The following is a 19939-nucleotide window of genomic DNA, read 5'->3' as shown; positions in this document are numbered from 1 at the left end:
GGAGGATTCTCCAATGGTCGTGCGGCTCTGTACAGCCCAATTGCTCAACTTCAGTTAATTTTCAGACGGCTTCTAAGAGGATATGCGCACTAACGGGTGCCCCGTGCAGTGGTAATGCACGGCAGGCGGGAGTAGAAATACCACGCCATGAGAACGACTGCTTACACGACCGACGGGGCGGTCGGCTTGGTCGATTGGCTCAAGCAACCCACGCCCCGCCACTCAATCGCCATCGGAGCCAATTGCGGCTGCGACGTCTCCAAGCTGGGACGCCGGGTCTCCGACCATCTCAATCTCCACCGCTCGCGCGACCGCGGTCACTGCCGGGCCTTCGATGCGGAGGAGGTCCGCCTGCTCGCCGGTGATCCCTTCTGGCGTCAATCCGTGCTCGCCGCCGCGCAACATGAGGCGGGCGATGACTTCCGCTGTGACTTCGAGGCGATGACGCGTGGCATCGCGGCCATCGGCGGAGCGGTGCTCTCAGGCGAGACAGCCATCGAGGCGACCGCGGATCTGGACAATGTCTTCCGCGTCTCGCTCTCGCACTGCGAACGCTGCTGCCCGGAATCCGAGCTGGTGCTGGATCCCGCGGGCTTCACGCAGGACGGTCTCGCGGCCGTCATCGCCAAACGCTTCACGCGTTGGTGCGAGGATCGCGCGAAGTCCCGGCGCCTGCGCATCGCGGAGGGCGCGCTGCCGACCGTGCTGGTGTGAATGGAGGCGCGGTGGATCATTTCCGCCCGCGGGTGCCTGCCCATTCCCACAGCTCGGTGAGCAGCAGGCGCTCGCTGGCCGCGACGACCTGGGCGGCGGTGGTGAAACACTTCGCCTCCGCCAGCTCGGCGCGCTTTTCCTTCAGCCGCCCGACGATCTGGCGGTAGAGATTCGCCCGGCGCTTGTGCTCGAAGAGCGGGATCATCGCCAGGCACCACGCCGCGATCGCCGGCAGCACCACCGGCAGGAAGGACAACAGCACGCGGTCCGCGAAGGGGGGCACCTGCCACTTGAAGACGCCTTTGAAAATCGCCACCGCGCCGAAAAGCATGGCCCCCGAGGAGGCGATGCGGAAGGCAGTCTGGAAGACCTTCAGCCGCTGTGCCGCGTGCTCGCCCTTTGAGGCGAGGTAGCCGATCTGGCCATCGAGCCGCTGCCTCAGGTAGCGGTCTCGCTCCTCCTGCCACGGGCGGCGCTGGCCGATCATCTGCCACGCCGCGCTGCGCAGGAAGGCCGCGTCGTCATGCAGCAGCTCCGCGGCGAAGGGACGCAGCGGCGGCGCGAAGGCATGTGAGGCGGAGAGCGAGCGCAGCATCTCCGCGCGCAGGCGGTCGTCCACCCACTGGTTATTGATCCGCAGGCGGGCCCCCACCCACGGCAGGCACGCGGCGAGGACGACGATGCCGAATTTCACCACCGCGGCGAGGTCGGCCCCCGGCCCGAAAACGGCGAGCACCCCGGCAATGACCGTCGCGCACTGGTTCAGCGAGATCGATCCGGCGGCAAACCAGCGCGACCTCGGCGCGCCGCGGACGGCACGTCGATCCAGCTCCGTGAACAAGCGATCCACGCCCGGCACGGCGGGCAGGCGCGCGATCACATCGTCCCGCCAAGGCAGCGGCACCTGGCTCACCAGCGGTCCCATGCGCGCCGTCTCCGCCTCGATGATGCGGTGGGGCAGGCCGCGCTCGCGCACCTCGCCCACGCTTTCCGCCGTGCCGCCGATGCCGCGCGCGGGCTGGCCGTCCCAGAGGAAGAGCATCGCATCGCACACGTCGAGGATCTCGCGCGCGGCGAGGTGGTAGGCCTCGGGGGCGACTTCATTTCCGGGGACGATCTCCACATTGGCCGCGCCATCGATGAGAGTCCTCGCCCTGGCCCACTCCGCATCATCATCGAAGTCCTCCTGGAATCGCTCTTCGGGGAATGGCAGCACCACGCTGTAGGCCAGCCCGAGCTCGCGGCAGGCCTCCAGGAAAAGCAGGTCCGCTCCCGCAGCCGCACTGGCGCGGCCGGTCAGCTCGCCCTCCACGCCATCGCGGAATTCCCGCAGCGCCGTGACGATAGCCGCCTTCACCGCCGCCGGCTCAACCAGCCGCCGGTGCCCGGCGAAGCCCACGATCCACACGCGGCGAAACGCCGGAACCCCATCACCTGCCATCTGCGATCCACGGTCTTCCATCTCCTCAATCTCAATCAAAGTGCTCCAGCTTCACCGACCGCTCCGCATACGCCCGGCCCATCTCGCCGAGGAAGTCCATCAGCTCGATATTATCCAGGGTGAAGCCCTTCTTGCTCACCTTCAGCGCGGCCTCCATGTCGGCGTCGCCGATGCTGCGGTCATAGCGCGCGTAGAGGAATGCCGCGCGCGGATTCTCCCGGACCAGATCGCCGATCTCGCTGTCCAGTGGCTCGCCATGGCGGCACTCGCCGTGCTGCCGGCAGAGCAGGTCCTGCATCCACTGCGCGGAGCCGATGAGCGCTGCCGGAACGGACTTCGCCTGACCGAGCAGATTCTCATCGAGCCGCGAGCCCCGCCCCGTCTTCACCCGTCCCGTGCCGATGGAGACAAGGCTCATGCGCTCCTTTCTATCCGGCCACTGCAGGCGATACTCCGGCAGCGTGGCCATGGTGTAGAGTAGATACGCGGGATTGTTGAAGGGCGTGACGCCGCCGTCCTCGAAGGCGAAGACCTGCTTCCTCGGCTCACCGCTCTGGCGGTCGGCGATCTCGATCACCTCCGGCGGGAAGAAGGTCGGCGCGGCAGTGCTCGCACGCACGATCTGCCACAGCGGCAGGTCGAGATTGCAGCCCGGCTGCGAGCGGTCGTTGTAGAGCGCCTGCGGGTTGTTCGAAATCGGCCACGGCGATCCGGTGGAGGCATTCCGTGTCACCACCAGCAGCAGCGTGCGGAGCTGCGCAGTACCGAGCGTCGAGGGAGTACCGTCGCTTTCGACGAAGAAATTCTTCAGGAAATCCGAGATCGGCTGACCGGCGAAGCGGTGCTTGTGGATGCTGCTCAGCCCGGCCTTCGTGAACATCACGCGGGCATTCTCGCGGTAGAGGCGCAGCACCTCGTCCACCGGTAGGCCCCACGACAGGAAGGTGGCGATGATCGCCCCCGTGCTCGTGCCGCCCATGTAGTGGAAATGGTCCGCCAGCACCATGTCCGGCCGCCCGTGCCGCTCCCGCAACAGCACTTCCATCCGCCGGGCGATCTCCAGCGAAAACAACCCGCGGATCCCGCCGCCATCAAAGGCCAGCAGCCGAGCACGACCGGAAGGGGGAGCGGTCAAATCCATGACTCCGCATTCTCTAACGGGTGCACCGCCTCCCCACCAGCAACAAAGCACGGATGTCGCGGCATGCGTCCGCTATGGTTTCCCAAACCTCAGCCCGGCGGCATACGCCTCGAAGACCTTCCGGATCTCGTCCCGCACGCGGCGGAAGACGGCCATCTGCTCGTCCTCGGTCCCGGTGGCGTGCGCGGGATCGTCGAAGTTCCAGTGATGCCGCTGCATCTGGCCGGGGAAGATCGGGCAGGCCTGGTCGGCATTCCCGCAGACCGTGATGACGGTGTGGATGTCGCGGGAAAGGAATTCATCGAGGTGCTTCGAGCGATGGCTGGCGAGATCGATGCCGATCTCGGCCATCGCCTTCACCGCAAGGGGATGCACGTAACCGGCGGGCTTCGAGCCGGCGCTCCGGACATCGATGATGTCACCAGCCGCGGCTCGGAGGATGCCTTCAGCGAGGTGAGACCGGCAGGAGTTGCCGGTGCAGAGGATGAGGACGGTTGGTTTCATGAAGGATGGTCGCTTGACCGGACGGCCCGGCACAGCGGCACTGCCAGCAGCGCACCGAGGATCGTAGCCACGGGGTTGAGCCAGAGGTGCTGGACGTGGCCGCTCACCAATGCGGGGGCGAGCGAACGCGCGGGATTCATGGACGCCCCGCTGATCGGCCCGGCGAACATCGCCTCCAGCCCGACCATGGCTCCCACCGCGATTCCCGCGGTGATCCCCTTTTCCTTCGCGCCGCTGGAGACGCTGAGGATCACCAGCATCAGCGCCGCGGTGAGCACGATCTCCAGGATGAAGCTCTGCGCGACACTCCCGGCTGGCAGCGTGGCCCCGAGGGTTCCCGGGCCCGGAAACATCAGCCTCAGCAGGACGCTCGCCGTAAATGCCCCGGCCAACTGCGCCGCCAGATAATTCGGCACGTCCCGCCAGGGAAATCGCCCGGCCACCGCGAAGCCCAGCGTGACCGCCGGATTCAGGTGCGCGCCGCTGACATCGCCGAAGGTGTGGATCATCACCAGCACCACGAGGCCGAAGGTCAGCGCGATCCCGACATGACCGATCGCCCCGCCGCTCGCCTGGTCGATCACGATCGCCCCGGTCCCCGCGAAGACGAGGAAGAAGGTGCCGAGCCATTCCGCGAGCGCCTTCCTCATCGATCTAACAGCACCCGGCAGGGCCGCAGCAGGGATTCCCGCCGCCGATCGACGGCAGGCGCTTGATCGATGGCAGCCCGCACAATTCCGGCGCGAGGCATTCGGTGTGTTTCCGCGCGAGCCGCAGGATGACCGCCTCACCGGTGACCTCGTGGCCTTCGATGGGATATTGGGAAATCAACCCGTCTTCGTATTCGATCTCCACCGGCACGGATTCGTCGGGCAGATACGCCTTCGCCTTGTCGAGGATGGCCGCCATCTTGCCCGTCTCGATGCGGTGGTCGAAGTCCTCGCCGACCCACACCTGGAGCTGGCAGGTCACGGACTCCCGCATGGTGCCGCCGCAGTCGAGGAAGGTCTTTTGCACCCGCCCGACCTCGGTGACGTGGAATGAAACCGGCACCGCCGCGCCATCGGGAAGCTGCAGGCGGAAGAAGCGGTCCGCGTGGTCGCGGAGCAGGGACTTGAGCTCGGAGAGGATCATCGGCGTGTGGCAAGTTTGACAGGTCCGGGGCAGCAGGAATTCTCGCGGACGGCGAGGCGGCGCGCGGCCTTCTCCGCATCATCCGGATGGAGGTCGTCGCCGAGCGTTTTCACCAGCGTGCGGATCAGGGCGCGGTAGCTTTTCGCGATGCGAAAGTAGGTCCACTTCTCGCACTTCTCATCCTCCAGCAGGCCTGCCTTCCGGATCACCTGCACGTGGCTGGAAACGGATGACTGCGGCATTTCGAGAATGTCCGCCAGTTCGCAGACGCACAGCGCCTCATCCATCACCAGGCGGACGATGCGCCAGCGGGTGACATCGGCCAGCGCGCGGGAAAATGAAACGACATCGCTCACAACGGGAAAACTCGTAACGAGTTTTCCCGTCATGTCAACCAGCCATACCGCGTTCCGGAATGCTGGCCCGGGCCCTCAATGTTCCAGCATCCGCTCCAGCGCGCCGGGCTTGTCGTGGATCGCCAGCTTGTCCACCACGGTGGCGCTGGCTTCATTCATGCCGATGATCCCGACCTCGGCACCCTCGCGGCGGAATTTCAAGACCACCTTGTCCAGCGCACCGACCGCGGTGAGATCCCAGAGATGCGCGTGGGAAACATCGATGACCACCTTCGCCAGCGTCTCCTTGAAATCGAAGGCCTCGGTGAAGCGCCCCGCCGATGCGAAGAAGACCTGCCCGCGCACGACATAGGTGCGGGTGTCCCCTTCCCGGCTGCTGGTCACCTCCATCACCTGCGCGATCTTCCGCGCGAAGAACAGGGCGCTGAGCAAGACACCGGCACCCACCCCCAGCGCGAGATTGTGCGTCCAGACGACGGTCACCACCGTGGCGATCATCACCGTGCTCGTGGACCTCGGATGGATGGCCAGATTCCGGAAGGACGCCCAGTTGAAGGTGCCGATGGAGACCATGACCATCACCGCCACCAGCGCGGGCATCGGCATCTTCCTCACCTGGTCATTCAGCAAGAGGAGCAACAGCAGGAGCACCACGCCCGCGGTGAGCGTGGACAAGCGGGTGCGCCCACCGGACCTCACATTGATGACCGACTGCCCGATCATCGCGCAGCCTGCCATGCCGCCGAAGAGACCCGCCACGAAGTTCGCGATGCCTTGCCCGCGGCACTCGCGGTTCTTGTCGCTCGTCGTGTCCGTCATGTCGTCCACGATCTGCGCGGTCATCAGCGACTCCAGCAGGCCGACCACCGCAAGGCTCACCGAATACGGCAGGATGATCGCGAGCGTCTCGAAATTCAGCGGCACCTGTGGCCAGAGGAAAACGGGCAGCGTGTCCGGCAATTGTCCGAGATCCCCCACGCGGCGGACGTCCAGCCGCAGCAGCTCCGCGAGCACCGTCATGACAATGATGCATACCAGCGAGGACGGCACCGCCTTCGTCAATCTGGGCAGCAGGTAGATGATCGCCAGTCCACCGGCGAGCATCGCGTAGGAGATCCAGCTCACGCCCTCCACCCGCAGGTCCAGCTCGGGGAGCTGTGCCATGAAGATGAGGATGGCGAGGGCATTCACGAAGCCGGTGATGACGGACCTCGATACGAAGCGCATCAGCCCGCCAACCTTCATGACGCCGAAGCCGAACTGGATCACGCCGGTCAGCAGCGTGGCGGCGAGCAGATACTGGAGACCGTGCTCCTTCACCAGCGTGGCCATGACCAGCGCCATCGCACCGGTGGCCGCGGAGATCATCGCCGGTCGCCCGCCGACGAATGAGATGACGATCGCGATGCAGAAGGACGCATAGAGGCCGACCTGTGGATCGACCCCGGCGATGATGGAGAAGGCGATTGCCTCGGGGATGAGGGCGAGGGCGACGACGATGCCGGCGAGCAGGTCGCCGCGCAGATTGGAAAACCACGGAGAATTCAAGGAAGGCATGACAATACAACAGGACGAGGCCGCGACGTGCGGCGGGATGGACACAGGCAGACGAATCAACCGCCGGACAACCGGGCCCGGCGGAAATCACGGGAGCATCAGCAGCTCGAACTCTCGCTTCAGGGCGGAGTGAGACTGGCGGGACAAGCCTGTGGCATCGTGTCGGTCAAAGCGGCGCGGACGCTGCCGGTGGTCACCACGCGAGGCAAGGCCGGAGTGCTCCCAGTGTGTGCGTTTTGCTTGGTGCCAAGGCCGTCGTTTGCAGATTGCGCGCGGCCTTCACACCGATGGGATAACGAGCGGGATATGCTTTTCAGTTGAACTGCGTGGCTTTCGGGACGAAATGCGGTTCACACGTATTCCGGCACGATTTGCGCAGCGACCTTGCGCGGTTGCCACGTTTGTCTCCTCCCCCCTTCCTTATCGTTCATGCGGCTTAACCTTCCATATCGGGTAATCGGACTTGTCTTATCAGCCGTCGCGTCGGCGATATCTCCCTTGTCCGCACAGACGCCGATCGCCCTGCCTGTGGAGGGAGAGCTGAAACGCTGGCACAAGCTGACTTTCGACTTCGCAGGACCGCAGACGGGCGAGGCCGCGACGCCGAATCCCTTCACCGACTACCGGGCGGATATCACCTTTATCCACACCGCCACCGGCACGACGAGAATCGTCCCCGGATATTATGCCGCGGATGGAAATGCCGCGGAGACATCGGCGACCACGGGCAATATCTGGCGTGTCCATTTCGCGCCGGATCTCGTCGGCGAGTGGACATACACGGTATCCTTCCGCAGCGGGACAAATGTTGCGTCGGCAGATGACGCAATGTCCGGAAGCAGCGGCGGCCACTTCGACGGAGTGCAGGGTGCATTCGTCATCGCGCCCAGTGACAAGACCGGCCGCGACTTCCGCTCGAAGGGTCGGCTGGAATACGTGGGCCGCCATTACCTGCGCTTCTCCGGCAGCGGCGAGTACTTCATGAAGACGGGGGTCGATTCCCCGGAGAACCTGCTTTCGTACGCGGACTTCGACGGCGACTTCAAGACCGACGGCCAGAAGGACGATCTGGTCAAAACGTGGGGCCCGCATGTGGCCGATTGGCAGGCGGGCGATCCCGTGTGGCAAGGCACGAAAGGCAAGGGGCTCATCGGCGCGCTGAACTACCTCGCCGCGGAGGGGCTCAACTCCGTCTCCTTCCTCACGATGAACATCAACGGGGACGACCGGAATGTCTTCCCCTACACGACCTACACCGAGCGCAGCAGGTTCGACGTGTCGCGGTTGGACCAGTGGGAGACGATCTTCGAGCACGGCACGCGCAAGGGCCTCTATCTCCACTTCAAGACGCAGGAGACCGAGAACGAGACGCTGCTCGACAGCGGAAACCTGGGACCTCTGAGAAAGCTCTACTACCGCGAGCTCATCGCCCGCTACAGCCACCACCTCGCGTTGAATTGGAACCTGGGCGAGGAAATCAATGACGCCACCACCGCGCAGAAGCAGGCGTGGGCGAAGTTCTTCCACGATAACGATCCGTACAGGAACCACATCGTCATCCACAATGGCGACCAGCACTTTGACCTGATGGGCCCGCAGTTCGCGCTCACCGGGATGTCGCTGCAATTGAACGAGTCAAATTTCAGCGACACCTTCACGAACGTGCTGCGCTACGTCCGGCGGTCGAGCCAGTATGGCAAGCCGTGGGTGGTGGGCTGCGACGAGCCGGGCAATGCCAGCGCCAGCCTGCGCCCGGACAACAACGCCGGCAACAGCCACACGGATGCACGGCGCGATGCCCTGTGGGCGACCATCCTCGCGGGCGGCGCGGGTTGCGAATTCTACTTCGGCTACAATTACGCGCACTCGGACACGACCTGCCAGGACTTCCGCAGCCGGGACGCCTTCTGGGCCTACTGCCGGAATGCGCTGCAGCTCTTCGCGGAGAATGATTTCTCCTTCGAGCTGATGAGCAACCAGAACGAGCTCGTCAGCGGCAACGGCGACAATGGAAACCGCTGCCTCGCGAAGACCGGCGACACGTATCTGGTGCAGCTCCGCTCGGGCGGCAGCCACACGCTCAATCTTTCCGCGGCCAGCGGTGCCTTCTCGGTGCAGTGGTTTGATCCGCGGAATGGCGGTCCCGTGATCCCCGCCGCCGATGTGCAGGGCGGTGGCACGGTCAATCTGGGCAGCCCGCCCTCGGACACTACCCAAGACTGGATCGTGCTGGTGAAATCGACCACCGGCGGCAGCGTGACGAATGCCCCCCCGATGGTAGAGGCCGGGGAAAACCAGGAGGCATTCCTCACCGGCGAGACCGTCGCGATCACGCTGGAAGGCCAGATCTCCGACGACGGCCTCCCCGATCCTCTGGACCTGGAGGTGAGCTGGATGATGGCGTCGGGCCCCGCACCCGTCGTTTTCTCCCAGGCGGGCGCGGCCGCCACGCAGGTCACCTTCAGCGAGCCGGGCACCTACGTGCTAAGCCTCGCCGCCGACGATGGTGACCTTGATGCTCACGATGAAATCACCGTGACCATCGAGCTGCCATCCCTGACCGGACGCCGCACTTTCTCACCGGTTCACGATGCCTTCACCGACGATGGTGAAAACGACAACGGGAGCACTCTGGCCGTTCGCGCGGAGGATCGCCTGGCCTATCTGACCTTCGACCTCACCACCCTCGATGCCGTGCCGCTGGGCGCGAAGCTGCGCCTGACGGAAGCGGCAGGAATCGCCACCGGGGAAACAACTATCCGCGCCTACGCCGCGCTCTCGAATGACTGGGACGAGGCCGCAATCACCTCGGAGACCGCCCCGGCCAAGGGCGCGGAACTCGGCAGCTTCACAGGATCGATCCCGTCCGGGGGTGTGATCGAGATCGACCTCGGTGACTGGGTCACGACACCGGGCGTGCAGGGCCTCTTTCTCGAAGCGGAGTCTGGTGAAGCTGCCTTCGCCTCGAAGGAAGCCACCGACCCCGCGAAGCGCCCGCTGCTCGTCATCACCACCGAAGGCAATACGCCGCCGGTCTATGCCGGCCACACCTTCACCACCACCATCAACAAGCCGGTGACGCTCCCGTATGCGACGCTGCTGGGTGGCGCCTACGATCCCGATGGCGACCCGGTCACGCCGGTCATCCTCCCCCACGGCTCGACCGCCCAAGGTGGCCAGGTCTCGATGAATGCGACGGCTCTCACTTATACACCGTCGATCGACTACTTCGGCCCGGACTCATTCCCGCTGACCGTGGAGGACGGCCGCGGCGGCTTCATCACCGCACAAATCTCCGTGGAGGTGACCCAGGGCGGAAGCGGCACGCCCTCCGCGCCACCGATACTGGAGCACGCGGGCGATGGCGCGATGCGCTTCCGCTACACCGGCACGCCCGGTGTGGGCCACACGCTCCAGCGCTCCACGGATCTCCTGACCTGGATCACGCTCGCCTCCGAGCTGGGAGTGGAGGACGGCGTGATCGACTACCTCGACACGGATGCTCCGGAAACGGCGGCATTTTATCGAATTGTGACGCCGTGACGCAGGGCACATGCTCGCCGATCATTGATCTTTAATAAGTCACAACCATTCGTGCCTCGCGGAGTTCTTGCCTGCGGGAAGCAAAGGGGGTAAATCGGCACTTAGACAAACACCCCCCCTGTTCCTGCATGAAGCTGCTACCCCCCTTCGCGCTTTTCGCTCTCGCTTGCTCCGGTCTCGCCACCGCCACGGTGGTGAATATCGACTTCGCCACTCCGAACAGCTCCGGCTACACGGGATTTGGCGCGGCGGAAACGACACCCGGCCATACGGTCTGGAACACAGGTGCCTATTCAGGCTCTGGCAACTCCATCACCCTGCTGGATCTGGTGGACTCGGCGGGTTCCCTCACGACGGTGGATTTCACCCTCAGCGGATTCCAAGGCTCGAATGCCGCAGGCGGCGGGGAAATGGAGCGCGCGTCCGGCTACTCGGAGCTGATGACAGACTACCTCCAGATCGACGGCGGGATGGACTCCAGCGTCCCCGAGTTCGCCGTCACCGCCACCGGGAAATTCAGCAACCTCGTGGTGGGTGCCAGCTATGACATCTATTTCTACGGGCAGGGCTCCACCTTCTCGCCAGGGGCCGGTGCGATCAACCGCGGGCAAAACAGCCTCTTCTCCGTGAATGGCGGCGCTCCCCTGCAGACGTCGTGGGACGGCATCGCGGGCGGCAACGGCATTCTCACCAACGGCGTCGAGTACGTGCGCTTCATGAATGTGGTCGCTCTGAATGGCGGAGCCGAGGGCGGTGTGATCAATTTCACGTGGGCTAATGTCGTCGCAAGCGGCTCATATCCAAACGCCACCCAGGATCTGGCGCCGAACGGCAATGCCACCGGCAACACTGCCTCGCGATACGCTGCCCTAAATGCCGTCCAACTCGTGTCCGTGATCCCCGAGCCTTCCGGCGCGCTGCTGGCCCTGCTCGGCATGACCGGCCTGCTCGCCCGCCGTCGTCGCTGATCCCGGTCTTCCGGAGGAGGGCTGACCAGGGGAGGCACTTGCTTTCAGGGACATCCTCCGGGGTGAATTCCATGAGCGGCATTCACCTTACCGCGGCTAAAATTTTGCGTCGCCCTTCCGGATTTTTAAAAAGTTTCAGCAGGCGTTTTCGGGCGAAAATTTTCATGCCCCTAGGGGGCCCCGGAGCGAAATGCACCCCTCTTTCACGACCCCCACATTTTCCGGGCGTTTAGGGATTTCGGGGCGATTGTCAAGTTCGCGCCGGAACCATCGCCATACCACATGTGGTATTGTGAATAATTTGTGGATACCATATGGACAGAATCGGCTTGAGGTAAGCAGGGGCTCTCCATAAACATTTACGCCGCTCGCACGCGCCGCCCGGCCCGCCGGAAGTCCCTGAAAATCACCTGCAAACCTCGCGAAAGCCGCCCTTCCCACACAGATGTCCGCCACCACCACGATCACCCTCGGCAACCGCACCTTCGTCCTCGATCGCGAAAAGGCCGAGCAGGCCTTCGCCGCCAAGAAGGTCATCAATGGCCGCGACACCATGTTCTTCAACATCCTCCCGCTGAAATACCAGTGGGCGTACGACCTGTACAAGACGATGAAGAACAACCACTGGGAGCCCGAGGACATCACCATGCAAAAGGATGTCGAGCAATGGCGCTCCGACGAGATCACCGACGTGGAGCGGTGGATCATCAAGATGGGCATCGGCTACTTCTCCGCTGCCGAGGGCATCGTGGGGGACAATGTCCTCCATGTCGTCCGCGAGGTCGTCACCGCCCCGGAGCTGAAGCTCGTGCTGGGCCGCCACGCGCATGAGGAAAACATCCACGCGGACTCGCTGGTGTACATGCTCTCCTCGCTGGGGCTGAATCCCCACGAGTGCGAGGCCATGTTCGAGGACGTGCCCTCCATCACCGCGAAGAACCACTTCGTCGTCTCGAACAGCCGCGCCCTCCGCCGCGATATCGACCTTACCGTCACCGCAAACAAGCAGGCGCTCGCGAAGAACATCTTCATGTTCGGCCAGGTCATGGAAGGCACCCAGTTCTACGGCCTCTTCGGCATGATCCTCAGCCTCTACCGTCAGAACAAGTTCCCGGGCATCGGCTCCATGTTCCGCTACACCCTGCGCGACGAGAGCAATCACATCGAGGTCTTCCGCAACCTGCTCATGGACCTCGTCGATGAGAACCCCGACATCTGGACCGAGGACTTCCGCGAGGACCTCCGCGCCACCATGAAGGAAGGCATCACCCTCGAGAAGCAGTTCATCCGCGACTGCCTCCCCGTCGCCGGCCTCGGCCTGAACTCCGGCGACTTCGAGCAATACATCGACTACATCGCCGACCGCCGCCTCGCCTCCTGCGGCCTCGCCCCGCTCAACGAGACCGCCACCAACCCCTTCCCCTGGCTCGCCGAGATGATGGACATCAAGAAGGAGACCAACTTCTTCGAAGGCCGCGTCACGGAATACCAGAAGGCCTCCGCCCTCGCCACCGTCGACGACGACGAGCTGTGAGGGCTTTTGTGCCGGGTGATCGGTGATCAGTGATCGGTGGAAAGACAAAAGAGTGAAGAAACCATGAGTGAGATCGAAACCTTTGAGGATCTGGACGTGTGGAAGCGCGGCTGCAATCTCGCCGTGGACGTGCATGTCGCACTCGCGCAATCGAAGGAATTCGCCCTTCGCAGCCAGATGGAGCGCTCTTCCCTTTCCATCCCGTCAAACATCGCCGAGGGCGCGGAGCGTGACAGTACCGCCGACTTCATCCGCTTCCTGCGCATCAGCAAGGGCTCCTGCGGTGAACTCCGCACTCAGCTGTATGTCGCCGAGCGCATCCGCCAACGCCTCGGGGCCACCCCACTGGAAGGCTCCCGCGAAATGATCTCCGAGACACGGACCATCTCCAAGATGCTCCAGGCCCTCATCAATTCCCTGCTGCGCCGCCTGAAGAACACCTCCGGCAACTCCTGACCCTCGCGCTCCGCCCTCTCACTTCTTCCACCGATCACCGATCACCGATCACCCGGCACAAGACCTTCCCGCTCCCGCAAAACCCTCCCGCTTCCCTTCTCTTAACACGCTCCCGCACCCTTTAGCTCGCCATGTACCGCGCCGTTAATCCCGACGAAGACCTTCTCCTGAAGCAAGTCATCACCGACCGCTTCACCATCCCGGCCACCGACCGTGCCTTCTCCTGGCGCGAGGTGCTGCCACAGGAACGCCGCAAGCCGATCACCGACATCATCGTGACCCGCGGCGAAGAGGACACCCACTTCTCGCTGGAAGACGTGGCCGACGCCATCGGTGAATCCCTCGCCGACCTCCTCATCTCCCGCCAGGCCGACGAGAAGTCCATCTTCTCCGACGTGAACCGCAAGTTCGTCGCGGACGTCGCCCACTCGGTCGCGAATTCCCTCATGAAGTCCCTCGACGACGGCGGCCGCCTCCGCCTGTCCGAGGCAGACCTCTACCTCCTCATCGAAAAGGCCCTCCTCGAAAACGAGGCCTACGACGTCGCGAAGTCCCTCGCCTTCCGCCGCTCCATGGAAAAGACCGGCACCGTGGACGTCCACTCCAGCCCCCACGCCCTGCCCGTGCGCCTCATCCGCCGCAGCGGCAATGTGGTCCCATGGTCCGAGACGAAGATCGAGATCGCCGTCCGCAAGGCCTTCCTCACCATCAAGGAAAACCCCGAGGCCGCCGTCGACATCGCCAAGGCCGTCACCGACCGCATCCGCCGCGGCGACCAATCCTTCGTCCACATCGAGGACGTGCAGGACATGGTCCAGGAAGAACTCATGCGCCAGGGCCGCTTCAAGGCCGCCGAGCACTACATCCTCTATCGCGCCCAGCGCGCACGCCTCCGCATCGAGCAGGAAGAAAGCGCCGATGACCCGAACCAGGAGTTCATGGTCACCGTCACCACCGACGATGGCCGCGCCGCCTTCTGGGACGGCACCGAGCTGAAGAAGCGCATCGCCTACGCCTCCATCGGCCTGGACCTCTGCCTCCCCGAGGCCGAGATCGAGCGCGAGCTCCGCCGCTCCGTCGGCTCCGAGATCTCCGAAAAGGACCTCAAGGCCACCATCATCCTCAATGCCAAGGCCCTCATCGAAAAGGACGCCGACTTCGCGAAATTCGCCGGCCGCATCCTCCTCTCCTACATCTACGAGGAAGTCCTCGACTGGAGCATCCAGAAGGACGGCATCGAAAAACTCCGCTCCGCCCACCAGACCGCCTTCAAGAGCTACCTGAAGCACGGCGTCGCCATCAAGCGCCTCCACCCGGAGCTCCTCGACACCTACGACCTCGACAAGCTCGCCGAGGCCCTCGACCCCACCGCTGACCTGGATTTCGACTACCTCGGCATCCAGACGATGTACGACCGCTACCTCATCGTCGACAAGACCGGCAGCAAGCCTCGCCGCCTGGAGACGCCCCAGTTCTTCTGGATGCGCGTCGCCATGGGCCTCTTCAAGAAGGAGGAAAAAGACCGCGAGAGCTGGGTCGTCCGCCTCTACAATCTCTACAAGGGCCGCCGCTTCTGCTCCTCCACCCCCACCCTCTTCAACAGCGGCACCCTCCACAGCCAGCTCTCCTCCTGCTACCTCTACAAGGTGGACGACTCCATCGAGAGCATCATGATCCGCGGCATCGCGGAAAATGCCTTCCTCTCGAAGTGGGCCGGCGGCCTCGGCGGCTCCTGGACCTCCGTTCGCGGCACCGGCGGCTACATCCAGGGCACCAATGGCGAGTCCCAGGGCATCATCCCCTTCCTCAAGCTCCACAATGATCAGCTCGTCGCCGTGAATCAGGGCGGCAAGCGCCGCGGCTCCGGCTGCGCCTATCTGGAAACGTGGCACAACGACATCGAGGACTTCCTCGAGCTGCGGAAAAACACCGGCGACGAGCGCCGCCGCTGCCACGACATGAATACCGCGAACTGGATCCCGGACCTCTTCATGAAGCGCATGGAAGACCGCGGCCAGTGGACCCTCTTCCGCTCAAATGAGGTCCCGGACCTCCACGACCTCTACGGCAAGGCCTTCGAGCTCCGCTACACCCAGTACGAAGCCCTCGCCGCCGAGGGCAAGATCTGGTCCCGCCAGTTCCCCGCCATCGAGCTCTGGAAGGGCATGCTCAAGATGCTCTTCGAGACCGGCCACCCCTGGATCACCTTCAAGGACCCCTGCAATGTCCGCTCCCCGCAGGACCACGCCGGCGTCATCCACTCGTCGAACCTTTGCACGGAGATCACCCTGAATACCTCCGACGAAGAGACCGCTGTCTGCAATCTCGGCTCCGTCATCCTCGACACCCACGTCACCCGCGACGGCGCCCTCGACCACGAGATGCTGAAGGAGACCATCACCGTCGCCATCCGCGCCTTGGACAACGTCATCGACATCAACTTCTACCCCACCCAGGCCGCCCTCACCGCCAATAGCCGCCACCGCCCCATCGGCCTCGGCGTCATGGGCCTGCAGAATGCCCTCTACAAGCGCGGCCTCTCCTTCGCGTCCGACGCCGCCGTCGAGTTCAATGACGAGTTCATGGAAGCCATCGCCTACTACGCCTACGGCGCTTCCAGCGATCTCGCCGGCGAACGCGGCACCTACTCCAGCTACAAGGGCTCCAAGTGGGACCGCGGACTCCTCCCGCAGGACACCGTCGATCTCCTCGAGGACGAGCGCGGCCGCAAGATCGACGTCCCCCGCGGCGGCAAGATGGACTGGTCCGTCGTCCGCGAAAAGATCGGCAAGAACGGCATGCGGAACTCCAACGTCCTCGCCATCGCCCCCACCGCCACCATCTCGAACATTACCGGCACCACGCCCTGCATCGAGCCGAACTACAAGAACCTCTACGTGAAGAGCAATCTCAGCGGCGACTTCATCGTCCTGAATGCCGAGCTCGTGAAGGACCTCAAGAAGGCCGGCCTCTGGAACCAGGAAATGCTCGACCAGCTCAAGTACTTCGACGGCGAACTCGACTCCATCGACGACATCCCCGAAGCCCTCAAGCACAAGCACAAGACCGTCTTCGGCATCGGCCACGAATACATCGTGGACGCCGCCGCCCGCCGCCAGAAGTGGATCGACCAGAGCCAGAGCGTGAACCTCTTCCTGGCCACCCCGGACATGAAGACGCTCTCCCACATGTATCGCCGCGCCTGGGACAAGGGCCTCAAGACCACCTACTACCTCCGCACCCTCCAGGCCTCGAACATCGAAAAGGCCACCATCGACGTGAAGAAGGAAGTCCGCGGCGGCATGGCCGCCTCCACCACCGGCAAATCCTTCACCGCCGAAGAAAAGAACGCCTGCTCCCTCGAAGCCATGATGAACGGCGGGACCTGCGAGGCTTGCCAGTGAAATGCCCAGACGTGGAGGTAGCCTTCTCAACCCCCAAGATCCGCACGCTCTGCGAGGACCCTCGCAGAGCGGTTAAGGACTTGGGTGATGAAGTTGCTGATCAGCTACAGCACCGTCTAGCTGACTTGGAATCTGCCTACAAAATTGACGACTTGTTCGTTGGCGGCCCCACAGTCATCGACAATGGTGGAAGAGGTCGCCTCCAAGTTCACATCGCGAATGGGACCTATCTCTTCGCCGAAGTAAATCATCCTAAAGTTCCTCGAATGAAATCCGGGGACATCGACTGGGAAAAAGTTTCAAGTCTGAAAATCCTCACCATAGGAGAAAAGCATGACTAAGTCTTCCTACTCTCCACAATGGATTTCACATCCAGGAGAGACCATCCGCGATGCCATAAAAGAAAGAAAAATATCCAAATCTGAACTCGCCAAAAACCTTAATCAGTCACTGGCGAAAACGGATGATCTCCTCAAGGGAATCGCGCACATAACAGAAACCACTGCGAAGCTCCTCGCCTCATTTTTGGGGGCCAGCGAGCAATTCTGGCTGGAACGAGAAAAGAAATATCGAGGTCATCTCTATCGTCTGGCTGACGCTCGTAATGAGGATGCGTGTGATCTTTGGTTGAGAGAATTACCCATAAGTGAAATGACCGCATGGGGATGGCTAAAAAGAAGGCCTTCTGCTGGCTCTCAGGTTGATGAGTTACTCAATTTTTTCGGCCTGCCTAGCCCGAGTGCCTGGAAGGAGCGGTATCAACATCTTTCCAAATGCGCAGCGTTCAGGACATCATCAACATTTGCAGCCTCTGTGGGAGCAACCTCCGTCTGGCTTAGAAAGAGCGAAGTCGAGGCTTCTCAAGAAGAGTGCAATAGCTGGGACCCGGATGCTCTGGTCGCTCAAATGAGTGACCTTAAAAAATTGTCTCGCGTTAAATCACCCACGAAATTCATATCTTCACTAAAGAAGATTTGTTCCTCCTGCGGTGTCGCGGTTTCTATCATTCCCGCTCCAAAGGGCTGCAGGGCCAGCGGAGCTACATTTTTTCTTTCGCCAGAAAAAGCGGTAGTGTGCTTAAGCTTTAGGTATCTATCCGACGACCATTTTTGGTTCACCTTTTTCCATGAACTTGGGCACTTATTACTACACGGAAATAAGGGAGTTTTCATCGAAGGTATCGATGAGCAATCCCAATATGAGAGTGAGGCGAATACCTTCGCCGCCAACACTGTAATACCCGAAAAATTCAAAGGTGAATTTCGGAAACTGGGGTCCGACCCTTTTCTTGTTCTAGAATTTGCGAAGAAATTGCAGATTTCACCAGGAATTGTAGTTGGTCAACTTCAGCACGCCAAAATTATTCCTCAGAATGTCATGAATCGACTTAAGGTTAGATATTCATGGGAATAGCTTATCCTCGAAATGGTTTAAACTTCATTGGAGATTTTTGCCAGTTGCACAGCGAATCTTCCATCGCCTGCATTCCTACTTCCAAGTAGGATTCGAGAGCGATGATTTTATCTTCAGCTTCTTTCCAAGAAATTTTCGCTTCGGAATTGCCAGCCAAGAGAAGCTTCGCGGCTTTCAACGGACCCGTAGCGCCCTCGAAATATGGAGAGTTCGGCTCGATAGGAAATAGCTGGGTGCGTCCCATCTGAGCCAAGTAGTCAAATTTGGCCATTCGACCGAAAGAACTGACGGTCATCGCTTTATACAAAGCTGAAAACACCTTCCGGGGATCGCCATCGTTTTTTTCTATGTATCTATCGATTAGCTCCCGATGAGTTCCATCATTCTGAACCCATTCAATATAGCTGTGTATTGAAGCTCCCGTGCCTGTCTGACTTGTAGCTGAAAGGCTCTGATACTTGCGGTGATTTCCGAAGTAACGAGGGACTCCATCAGCGCCTTTTAATATATTCATATTAGCTGAGAGCCATTGAATGAAATCTTCTGAATAGTTGGTAATTCGATCCCATGTCCACCAATTTCCTTGCCCAAGTCTCCCGTAGACATCACGAACCAATCGCCATCCAGTTCGGCGATTTTTCCCAAAATGAACTGATAAGAATATTAGCCAGCAGGCCTCTTCAAAGACTCCTTGTTGATTATAATAGATTCCCGCTTTGATAGGGTCGAAAGCGATGCTATTTGGATCCGCGACAATAGGCTTTTGCTGATTACCTACGAGTTGTGCGATGTAACGGTCTCTCCTAACACTTTCAACCAGTTGCTCAACCCACGCCCACCTCGCCACCTTTGAGGAAATTCCAGGAAGAGAATGGTGAGATTTCTCAAATTCATCCAACGAGTTCAAAAGCGCGCCTGCTAGTGTCGCATCTTTGGGTTTCATGATCTTGAATGTCGATTGAAAGGGCGAGCCAAGTTCTAATTGAATTAATCACAGATTTGGTAATTCCATAGCTGCTCTGAATATTATGATTATACCCATATACTTTGATCGACCTGCCTAAATCGATTCCTGCGAGATGCTCGATAACTCCCGTGTAGGAGTATCCATCCACCGGCTTACCAGTTACGCGAGGAAGTGACCATTCCGGTCTCAAGCTAGTTGTTAGAGGTTTTCCAGACAGGATTTCGAAGTTTTTTACCACGGAGACACCATTAAGCACCAGCGCTTCCACATTGGAGTCACGCAAGATTATTCCGAGAAAATCCCCCGAAACAGCTAATAACGAAGATTTTTCCTTCGGAGTTAGTGCGGTCCATTTTCGGCCAGTGGCGTAGGGTGAGAGGTCGAGATGACAAGCTCCACCACCATCCCACTCATAATAAGATAGACCTGTCCCTCTAATTAATTCATTCAATTTCTTAAACCACAAATCATATGGATTTGAGGAAAAATAGTTTACGCAAGCCGCCTCGATTTTTGCGATGTCTGTATCGCTTGCTTCTTTCCAATTTGAGAGATTTAGAGACTGCAAGGTAGGAAATCGTCTAACAGAACCCGCCAACTCGGACCCTGCAGCGTCAACGAATTCTCTATTACTCGGATTAAGACCAACTGTCGCGATAGAGGCATTATTTAGATCCCCAAAGGTGTGCACAGGGCAAGCCCAATCCATTACACTGATCCTCTTGAGATCCTCTGAATAAATTCTGGCGAGTAGCTGCTCAATGAGAGATTTCATGATATGAATAATGACCGGTCAAATAATCATAA

General features: G+C 61.1%; 17 protein-coding genes. 8 read left to right on the top strand and 9 right to left on the bottom strand.

The window, feature by feature from the left end; all coding sequences use genetic code 11:
• Window positions 1-147 precede the first annotated feature (147 nt).
• The gene (locus tag OKA04_RS22540) at window positions 148-714 is read left to right on the top strand and encodes a hypothetical protein (protein WP_264503484.1); all 567 of its coding nucleotides are present in this window, start codon (window positions 148-150) and stop codon (window positions 712-714) included.
• Between the two features lie 16 nt (window positions 715-730).
• Here OKA04_RS22540 and OKA04_RS22535 read toward each other — a convergent pair whose 3' ends face one another.
• The 7 genes from OKA04_RS22535 to OKA04_RS22505 form a co-directional block, all read right to left on the bottom strand.
• Window positions 731-2176, bottom strand: coding sequence for a hypothetical protein (locus OKA04_RS22535; RefSeq protein ID WP_264503483.1), 1446 nt, complete (start codon window positions 2174-2176; stop codon window positions 731-733).
• Window positions 2177-2186: 10 nt separating this feature from the next.
• A complete protein-coding gene (locus OKA04_RS22530) occupies window positions 2187-3296 on the bottom strand; it encodes a patatin-like phospholipase family protein (RefSeq protein WP_264503482.1) in 1110 nt (369 codons plus the stop codon).
• A gap of 72 nt (window positions 3297-3368) precedes the next feature.
• Window positions 3369-3800 carry an arsenate reductase ArsC gene (locus tag OKA04_RS22525; RefSeq protein WP_264503481.1) on the bottom strand — a complete coding sequence of 144 codons (432 nt, stop codon included), beginning with the start codon at window positions 3798-3800 and terminating at the stop codon, window positions 3369-3371.
• Complete coding sequence (locus tag OKA04_RS22520) at window positions 3797-4450, bottom strand: MIP/aquaporin family protein (RefSeq protein WP_264503480.1); 654 nt, start codon at window positions 4448-4450, stop codon at window positions 3797-3799. The genes OKA04_RS22525 and OKA04_RS22520 overlap by 4 nt, the downstream gene beginning before the upstream one ends.
• 4 nt (window positions 4451-4454) lie before the next feature.
• A complete protein-coding gene (locus tag OKA04_RS22515) occupies window positions 4455-4934 on the bottom strand; it encodes a DUF6428 family protein (protein ID WP_264503479.1) in 480 nt (159 codons plus the stop codon).
• Complete coding sequence (locus OKA04_RS22510; RefSeq protein ID WP_264503478.1) at window positions 4931-5290, bottom strand: ArsR/SmtB family transcription factor; 360 nt, start codon at window positions 5288-5290, stop codon at window positions 4931-4933. Before OKA04_RS22510 ends, OKA04_RS22515 begins: the two co-directional genes overlap by 4 nt.
• 75 nt (window positions 5291-5365) lie before the next feature.
• A complete protein-coding gene (locus OKA04_RS22505) occupies window positions 5366-6847 on the bottom strand; it encodes a SulP family inorganic anion transporter (protein WP_264503477.1) in 1482 nt (493 codons plus the stop codon).
• 498 nt (window positions 6848-7345) lie between these two features.
• On the opposite strand from OKA04_RS22505, the gene OKA04_RS22500 reads away from it, so the two are divergent.
• The 7 genes from OKA04_RS22500 to OKA04_RS22470 all read left to right on the top strand — a co-directional run bounded on the left by OKA04_RS22500 (window position 7346) and on the right by OKA04_RS22470 (window position 18165).
• A complete protein-coding gene (locus tag OKA04_RS22500; protein ID WP_264503476.1) occupies window positions 7346-10390 on the top strand; it encodes a DUF5060 domain-containing protein in 3045 nt (1014 codons plus the stop codon).
• A 128-nt stretch (window positions 10391-10518) separates the two neighbouring features.
• Window positions 10519-11358 (top strand): hypothetical protein, encoded by an 840-nt coding sequence (locus OKA04_RS22495; protein ID WP_264503475.1) that lies wholly within the window; start codon window positions 10519-10521, stop codon window positions 11356-11358.
• Window positions 11359-11803: 445 nt separating this feature from the next.
• Window positions 11804-12892, top strand: a complete 1089-nt coding sequence (locus OKA04_RS22490; RefSeq protein ID WP_264503474.1) for a ribonucleotide-diphosphate reductase subunit beta — start codon at window positions 11804-11806, stop codon at window positions 12890-12892.
• A 63-nt stretch (window positions 12893-12955) separates the two neighbouring features.
• Window positions 12956-13348 (top strand): four helix bundle protein, encoded by a 393-nt coding sequence (locus OKA04_RS22485; protein WP_264503473.1) that lies wholly within the window; start codon window positions 12956-12958, stop codon window positions 13346-13348.
• Between the two features lie 131 nt (window positions 13349-13479).
• Complete coding sequence (locus OKA04_RS22480) at window positions 13480-16752, top strand: ribonucleoside-diphosphate reductase subunit alpha (RefSeq protein ID WP_264503472.1); 3273 nt, start codon at window positions 13480-13482, stop codon at window positions 16750-16752.
• An 11-nt stretch (window positions 16753-16763) separates the two neighbouring features.
• Complete coding sequence (locus OKA04_RS22475; protein WP_264503471.1) at window positions 16764-17093, top strand: hypothetical protein; 330 nt, start codon at window positions 16764-16766, stop codon at window positions 17091-17093.
• Window positions 17086-18165: an ImmA/IrrE family metallo-endopeptidase gene (locus tag OKA04_RS22470; protein ID WP_264503470.1), complete on the top strand. Its 1080-nt coding sequence runs from the start codon at window positions 17086-17088 to the stop codon at window positions 18163-18165. The genes OKA04_RS22475 and OKA04_RS22470 overlap by 8 nt, the downstream gene beginning before the upstream one ends.
• A 1-nt stretch (window position 18166) precedes the next feature.
• Here OKA04_RS22470 and OKA04_RS22465 read toward each other — a convergent pair whose 3' ends face one another.
• On the bottom strand, window positions 18167-19108 hold the full coding sequence (locus OKA04_RS22465; RefSeq protein ID WP_264503469.1) for an alpha-glutamyl/putrescinyl thymine pyrophosphorylase clade 3 protein: 942 nt from the start codon (window positions 19106-19108) through the stop codon (window positions 18167-18169).
• Window positions 19056-19907: a hypothetical protein gene (locus OKA04_RS22460; RefSeq protein ID WP_264503468.1), complete on the bottom strand. Its 852-nt coding sequence runs from the start codon at window positions 19905-19907 to the stop codon at window positions 19056-19058. The genes OKA04_RS22465 and OKA04_RS22460 overlap by 53 nt, the downstream gene beginning before the upstream one ends.
• Window positions 19908-19939: the final 32 nt, after the last annotated feature.

It is taken from the genome of Luteolibacter flavescens (genome assembly GCF_025950085.1).
GTDB classification, from domain to species: domain Bacteria; phylum Verrucomicrobiota; class Verrucomicrobiia; order Verrucomicrobiales; family Akkermansiaceae; genus Haloferula; species Haloferula flavescens.
The sequence above is the reverse complement of the archived record's forward strand: the minus strand, read 5'-3'. Positions and strand labels throughout refer to the sequence as shown.

Coding starts and splice junctions, on each gene's coding strand:
- OKA04_RS22540 (WP_264503484.1), top strand. CDS start 148: ATGAGAACGACTGCTTACACGACCGACGGGGCGGTCGGCTTGGTCGAT.
- OKA04_RS22535 (WP_264503483.1), bottom strand. CDS start 2,176: ATGGAAGACCGTGGATCGCAGATGGCAGGTGATGGGGTTCCGGCGTTT.
- OKA04_RS22530 (WP_264503482.1), bottom strand. CDS start 3,296: ATGGATTTGACCGCTCCCCCTTCCGGTCGTGCTCGGCTGCTGGCCTTT.
- OKA04_RS22525 (WP_264503481.1), bottom strand. CDS start 3,800: ATGAAACCAACCGTCCTCATCCTCTGCACCGGCAACTCCTGCCGGTCT.
- OKA04_RS22520 (WP_264503480.1), bottom strand. CDS start 4,450: ATGAGGAAGGCGCTCGCGGAATGGCTCGGCACCTTCTTCCTCGTCTTC.
- OKA04_RS22515 (WP_264503479.1), bottom strand. CDS start 4,934: ATGATCCTCTCCGAGCTCAAGTCCCTGCTCCGCGACCACGCGGACCGC.
- OKA04_RS22505 (WP_264503477.1), bottom strand. CDS start 6,847: ATGCCTTCCTTGAATTCTCCGTGGTTTTCCAATCTGCGCGGCGACCTG.
- OKA04_RS22495 (WP_264503475.1), top strand. CDS start 10,519: ATGAAGCTGCTACCCCCCTTCGCGCTTTTCGCTCTCGCTTGCTCCGGT.
- OKA04_RS22490 (WP_264503474.1), top strand. CDS start 11,804: ATGTCCGCCACCACCACGATCACCCTCGGCAACCGCACCTTCGTCCTC.
- OKA04_RS22485 (WP_264503473.1), top strand. CDS start 12,956: ATGAGTGAGATCGAAACCTTTGAGGATCTGGACGTGTGGAAGCGCGGC.
- OKA04_RS22480 (WP_264503472.1), top strand. CDS start 13,480: ATGTACCGCGCCGTTAATCCCGACGAAGACCTTCTCCTGAAGCAAGTC.
- OKA04_RS22470 (WP_264503470.1), top strand. CDS start 17,086: ATGACTAAGTCTTCCTACTCTCCACAATGGATTTCACATCCAGGAGAG.
- OKA04_RS22465 (WP_264503469.1), bottom strand. CDS start 19,108: ATGAAACCCAAAGATGCGACACTAGCAGGCGCGCTTTTGAACTCGTTG.
- OKA04_RS22460 (WP_264503468.1), bottom strand. CDS start 19,907: ATGAAATCTCTCATTGAGCAGCTACTCGCCAGAATTTATTCAGAGGAT.